4 protein-coding genes are annotated in these 6340 nt (G+C 63.4%); 3 read left to right on the plus strand and 1 reads right to left on the minus strand.

Features of this window, described 5'->3' with window-relative positions; genetic code table 11:
- Positions 1-627 precede the first annotated feature (627 nt).
- The 3 genes from NF876_RS32480 to glgX all read left to right on the plus strand — a co-directional run bounded on the left by NF876_RS32480 (position 628) and on the right by glgX (position 4721).
- Positions 628-1041 carry a cupin domain-containing protein gene (locus NF876_RS32480; RefSeq protein ID WP_262272277.1) on the plus strand — a complete coding sequence of 138 codons (414 nt, stop codon included), beginning with the start codon at positions 628-630 and terminating at the stop codon, positions 1039-1041.
- Positions 1042-1729: 688 nt separating this feature from the next.
- The gene (locus tag NF876_RS32485; protein ID WP_262272278.1) at positions 1730-2002 is read left to right on the plus strand and encodes a hypothetical protein; all 273 of its coding nucleotides are present in this window, start codon (positions 1730-1732) and stop codon (positions 2000-2002) included.
- Between the two features lie 493 nt (positions 2003-2495).
- On the plus strand, positions 2496-4721 hold the full coding sequence (glgX, locus tag NF876_RS32490) for a glycogen debranching protein GlgX (protein WP_262272280.1): 2226 nt from the start codon (positions 2496-2498) through the stop codon (positions 4719-4721).
- Positions 4722-5677: 956 nt separating this feature from the next.
- Here glgX and NF876_RS32495 read toward each other — a convergent pair.
- Positions 5678-6007, minus strand: a complete 330-nt coding sequence (locus NF876_RS32495; RefSeq protein ID WP_262272279.1) for a hypothetical protein — start codon at positions 6005-6007, stop codon at positions 5678-5680.
- Positions 6008-6340: the final 333 nt, after the last annotated feature.

The following is a 6340-nucleotide window of genomic DNA, read 5'->3' on the forward strand; positions in this document are numbered from 1 at the left end:
CCTGAGTGGAAGACGGTGAGGTCAATGCATCACGCATTCGATTGTTCGTCTGATGAGGCCCGGATGTGTGTTCCAACGCACCCAGACTGGTCACGGTTAAGGTCCTGGAGAGGGATTGCCCTTTCAGATCGCCATGATGCTGCTACCATGCCGGCTTCCCAGAAAGGGAGTATCTCGAATGTCGCGTAGTTCGGCCGCGTCACGATCTCTCTCGTCTCCAACACGAGCCTCCTGGTACCCCGACGACCTGCTGCCTCAGCTTCAGACCACGCTTGCCGCTCTCGCTGATCTTGAGGTTCGGTACGGATCAGACCGGGAGAATCTCACAGCATGGGACGGTCCTGAAGCCATCAAGATGAAACTTGCGGCGCAGCTTAACGAGCGTCATCAGAGGGACTGTGAGCCCTATAAGCAGCGGTTGGCTGATCTCCATGGCTGGATGATCAGGACCATGACCTTGGAGGGTATCGGCCCCAACTCCTGAGATCGGCAGCAAGGGGCTGCCGTCCAGGTCCGAACGAGGCGCAATGCGCTTGGGAATAGCCAGAGCCTCCACGGCTCCCCTGACGCCCCTTGCTCAGGCGTTGATCAACCAGCCACCTGGTGCGGCAACCGAGAGGTCGTGCAATGCGTATTATCGATCATACGGGACAAGCACAGGAGCGGTGGCCGCCTGGAGTGGTCACACGCATGTGCATCTCGGCTGAGACCGGCGCAGAGCACCTCTGTGTGTTCGAGCAATGGTGTGATCCCGGCTGTGGAGCACCTGCTCATCTGCATACGGTCGAAGAGGTTTTGACTGTGCTCGCCGGCCACGCCGAGATCTGGACTGGTGACGAACGCGCCACAGTGCCCACCGGCCAATCTGTGATCGTGCCGGTTGGTCACCAGCATGGATTCCGCAATACCGGGGAGACAGTGCTCCACATCAGGGCGATCCTGGCAGCATCCATGTTCGGTCCCGTCACGACGCGCGACGAGACAGCCGGTGCGATACCGAAGCTCTCAGCCATCTTGGGCGTCTATTCCTCACCTTCATAGGGAGCCCGGATAGGGGCTACATCGCGGGCCCTGCGCTCTTCTTCCTCCGCCAGCGCCTCGGTTGGAAAAACGGGTGAGTTGATCTGCGTCTTTACTGAAGCTTGGCGCGGGGGTGACCTTAGCCATAATCCCGCACTGATGGGATGAGCGGACCTTCGTTCAGGCCTACGGTTCTCCGGAGCTTGACCCGCTCCGGACTTCGCTTGTTCGAAATCGTGCGGCCTCTTTTGAACGGAACCGGATCGTCTCCGTTGTCCCCTTATCACCAGCCGATCCGATCCCGTGGCGCTGGTGGCCGAGAGAGACGTGCGCTCCCGCCTGCACAGCGAAAGGAGCGCACCATGGCCCAGGCGCCTCCAAACTCCACCCGCAATCCCCATCGTAATCCCTACGACGCATGGGTCATTCAAACCAGCAGGGAAGCGATCAAGCGATCGCGCGAGTTGCTGGAAGACACCCAGGCCCTCGTCGAAACCCGACAGCACTGGCCCGTTCAAGGCACTGGGAAGAGGCGGCCCCAAGCTGACGAAGGGGTTCGGGGCTGAACGTTCTGAGAAATTCACCAGGGTCCTTGGACGGCGGCTCCGATGAGGCGCATAGTGGCGCCATCATCGGCAGGTTCGAACCCGTAGGCGCCGGTGGCTGAGAGCGACCTGCGCTCCCGCCTGCATGGCCGAGGAGTGTCGCCATGAGCGACCTCCAACGAGAACGCGGAGACCTCGTCACCGCAGATCGTCATCTTGCCGCCGGCGAGCAGCGCATCGCTGAGCAGATTGCCTTGATCCAGAGAATGACCCGGGACGGCTACGACACCGCCCTGGCCCGGGACCTACTGCGACTGCTGGAGGAAACCATGGTGACCTGGAAGGACCACCGCCAGCTCATCCTGGACGCCATTGCCCGGCATGAGCGGGCGCTCGCCCCTGCGCCTCAGCCGCATCCTGGGCCAGAAGCCTCCTGACCTCGCTATCTCTCCGGCTGGATGTGGCAGCAGCGGATCAAGCTCCTGCCCGATTCTGCCCGCAAGGCCCCAACGGTGATCTATTCCGGCGGCGAGCTGCCGGCCCACGTCAGGCAGCGGCATCCCGAACTCGTGATCCTTCGCAAGCCGGTGCTCCCGGGCCGCCTGGTGGCGGAGATCCGTCGAGCTCGCAAAAGGGCCGCGTAATCTCCAAGCCTTCGCCCCGTTCAACGCAGCACGTCGGTCGACCGGTTGTGTCCGAGCGCCCTCGGTCCCGCCACAGGGTTCGGGAGCACCGGAGTGACACGCGATATCATACCCGACGTCGAGGTCTCCATCATGAGGAGCAGGCCCAGGAACAGCGGACCTTCCTGTCCGCGCTCGCGTTGGTAGAGCCTCCGCGTCTTTGACGCGCAGCCACACGCCCGAGCCGCCCATGAGTGTCCAAAGCACAACGACCACTTCCACAGAAGGGCACGCCGCCCCGCACGTCATGCGCAAGGCGCGGGTGCTGGAGGGACGCCCTTACCCGCGTGGAGCCACCTGGGATGGGCTCGGCGTCAACTTCGCCCTGTTTTCGGCCAACGCCACCAAGGTCGAGCTCTGCCTCTTCGACGACAGAGGCGAGCGCGAGCTGGAGCGCATCGAGCTGCCCGAGTACACGAATGAGGTCTGGCATGGCTACCTGCCGGATGCCCGGCCCGGCACCATCTATGGCTACCGGGTTCATGGCCCCTACGAACCCGCCGCGGGCCACCGCTTCAATCCCAACAAGCTCCTACTCGACCCTTACGCCAAGCAGATCGAGGGGCAAATCACCTGGAACCCGGCGCTGTTCGGCTATCGGATGGAGACCGCCAACGATCTCACGTTCGACACCCGTGACAGTGCGCCCTTCATGATGAAGGCCCGTGTGATCGATCAAGCCTTCACCTGGGGCAGGGAGCGCTCCCCGCAGATGGCCTGGGAGAAGACGGTGATCTACGAGGCCCATGTCCGCGGCTTCACCATGCGCAACCCGGCCGTGCGGGAGGAGCTGCGCGGCACCTATGCGGGTCTCGCCAGCCCGGGGGCTCTCGACTACATCCGCTCGCTTGGTATCACGGCCATCGAACTCCTGCCCGTGCACACCTTCGTCGATGACAGCTATCTCACCGAAAAGGGGCTGAAGAACTACTGGGGCTACAACACCATCGGCTTCTTTGCGCCGGCCCGCCGGTATGCCGCGAACCCGACCTTTGCCTTTGCCGAGTTCAAGGAGATGGTCAGCCATCTCCACGAGGCCGGCATCGAGATCATCCTCGATGTCGTGTACAACCACACTGCCGAAGGCAACGAACTCGGGCCGACCCTGTCGTTCAAGGGCATCGACAATGCCTCGTACTACCGGCTGGCGCCTGATCCCCGCTACTACATCAACGACACTGGCACCGGGAACACGGTCAACCTGAGCCACTCCCGGGTGCTGCAACTCGTGGGTGACAGCCTGCGCTACTGGGCGCAGGAGATGCACATCGACGGCTTCCGCTTCGACCTCGCCACGATCCTGGCGCGGGAGCCGCACGGCTTCGAGGAGGACGGCCGCTTCCTGGATGCTTGTCAGCAGGATCCGGTGCTGAGCCAGGTCAAGCTGATCGCCGAACCATGGGATTGCGGCCCGGGCGGCTATCAGGTCGGACGTTTCTCGCCCGGATGGGCCGAGTGGAACGACCGCTTCCGCGATACGGTCCGGGCCTTCTGGAAGGGCGAAGAAGGCAAACTGCCGGAGCTCGCCTCACGCCTGACCGCCTCGGCGGACCTGTTCAACAAGCGCGGCCGCAAACCGTGGGCGTCCGTCAACTTCATCACCGCCCATGACGGCTTCACGTTGAACGATCTGGTATCGTACAGCCGCAAGCACAACGAGGCGAACGGCGAGGGCAACCGGGACGGGCACTCGGATAACCTCTCGATGAACTACGGGGTTGAAGGCCCGACACGGGACCCGAAGATCCGCGAGCTGCGCTTCCGGCACATGCGCAACATGCTGGCGACTCTTCTGCTGTCGCGGGGCACCCCGATGCTCCTGGCAGGCGACGAGTTCGCACGGACACAGCAGGGCAACAACAACGCCTACTGCCAGGACAACGAGATCTCCTGGCTGGATTGGGAGGGGATCGATCCTGATCAGCGAGGCTTGGCCGAGTTCACGCAGAAGCTGCTGGCGATCCGGCGCGCTCTGCCCATGCTGCGCCGGGGCCGGTTTCTGACCGGCGAGTACGATGAGGAACTCGGCGTCAAGGACGTGACGTGGCTCACGCCGGCTGGTGACGAGATGACGGTGGAGCACTGGCAGGATCCCCACGGGCGCTGCATGGGGGTCCTGCTGGACGGGCGGGCACAGGAGACGGGCGTACGCCGGCTTGGGTCGGACTCGACCCTGCTCCTGATCCTGAATGCACATACGGATGTAGTTACTTTCCCGCTGCCGGAGGCGGTTGGCGGCAGGCGCTGGGTCCGCCTGATCGATACCAACCAGGGTCAGAACGATGAGTTGGAGGAGTTAGAGTTCGGGCACGCGTACGAGGTCACAGGCCGCTCGCTGCTGCTCTTCACCCTCAGGCCGGCACGACAGAAAGGACATCAGACGGCTGCGGATCGCTCCTTCCAGCATGTTCTGGAGGCCTTCGAGGCAGTCACTTCAAGCCCGGTCGCGTTCCCTCGGAGCACACCTTGGTAGGAGCCACAAGCTCATCGCACCATCCGTGAGGCGGTAAGGCGCGGCGAATGTCGCAGTCTGGCACCTCCCGGAAGTAGACCCAAAGTCTGCTCTCGCCAGGAACATCGGACGTTCCTGGAACTCAGGGGAATGGCAGGAGATGACCCGGTCCGGACGTTTGACGGCCAATGATGATCAGGCGCTTCATTCGCCCGAGCGTCCGCTTACTGGCCAATACGCTATCGGTCGCTGGAGCTGTGCTGCTGGAGGCCAACCCGAGATCGGCGCTGGTGCTGGCCCGTGCATTGTCCGTTTCGTTGGGATGGCAGCCAAAGAGAACCTGCCCCACAAGGGTTAGCTCGTCTGCAGGTCTATCTGAGATCAGACGAGGAGAGCAGGATCGCCCCTCGTCACGCACGTGCCGTGACGGACACCATTGGGAGGGCCGCCAATGTCACGTCCGCAGACCATAGGAATCCTGCGCTCCACCACCTTTGCGTTAGTAACCGCTGTTGGACTGGGCACCGCTGGGGTCCCCGCAGCCATCGCGTCACCTGAGGACGAGATCGCCCGACTTAACCGCGTGCGTGCCAATCTGTTCGAGGAGCTCGTGAAGACTCGGGCGGAAGCGGCCACTGCCCGTGCTGAACGAGACGAGGCCCTCAAGGCACGCGATGCCGCCGAGGCCGAACTCACCCGGCTGAAGGAGGCCGCCAACGCCAAACCCGCCAGCCCTGTGCCAAGCGCTGAGACCAAAACCCAACCGCAGCACCGTGCTGCGGCCGCAGCATCACCCGCGGCCCGTCGCCAGAGCGTGCGCCCTGCGGCACCGGTCGCGACTGGATCGGTCTTGAGGACGAGTACGGTGGGTGCACAGCAACAAGTCGTGCGGGCCAGCCCCACGCCACGTTCAGCCATCAGGCCGTCTGAGCCGACACCGCGCCAAGGGGCGCCGGTTGCCCGAACGCAGGAACTGCCTAGCGTGCTGCGCCTGCAAGATCTGCAATAGTCGCCTGCCCACGGCGGTCCACGCGGCATTCGACGATACCCTGGCGGGCTTCACGCCCGCTTGACCGCGAGTAGACAATTCCCACCTCGACCGGTGCCCGCAGGCCGCTGCGGGTGCGCCGCATTTCGCCGGCGCTGGTTGCGTCGACCCGGATCAGCTCCGCGCCCACCTCGCTTGCATGGGCGCGAGCCGCTGCAATCGCCGTCTGCCGGCAGGTTTCGACGACCTCATTGGGTGTGCCGGGGTGATACTGGAGCTCGGGGATGATGGCCCGCTCAGCCGCATAACCACCGACCATCCCAGAGGCGCCAAAGAGAAGCACGACCCACAGCATGTTTGTTCACCCCAAGCACTCCGCCGATGCTTGGCTCCGGTACCATGATGACTGCTTGAAGAATTTCTCACCTTGCCCTGAGTTCCTTATCCTAGAGTATTAGGAAGGTGGCGCTACGCCGCTTGTGATTGGCCTGCCACAACAGTCTTGTCACTGCGGCTGATCTGAAGGTCAGAGTCTGTTAAGGCTTGTTGGATGCCTGCCGCGGCGGGACGGTGCTGCTGCACGAGCGGCAGGCGTTCGACAAGCCTCAAAGGAGGAAACCGCGGCCCACCGCGCAGGGGCTGCGGATGTTAT

The sequence above is a fragment of the Microvirga yunnanensis genome (assembly GCF_025460875.1).

Coding starts and splice junctions, on each gene's coding strand:
- NF876_RS32480 (WP_262272277.1), top strand. CDS start 628: ATGCGTATTATCGATCATACGGGACAAGCACAGGAGCGGTGGCCGCCT.
- glgX (WP_262272280.1), top strand. CDS start 2,496: ATGCGCAAGGCGCGGGTGCTGGAGGGACGCCCTTACCCGCGTGGAGCC.
- NF876_RS32495 (WP_262272279.1), bottom strand. CDS start 6,007: ATGGTCGGTGGTTATGCGGCTGAGCGGGCCATCATCCCCGAGCTCCAG.
- NF876_RS32485 (WP_262272278.1), top strand. CDS start 1,730: ATGAGCGACCTCCAACGAGAACGCGGAGACCTCGTCACCGCAGATCGT.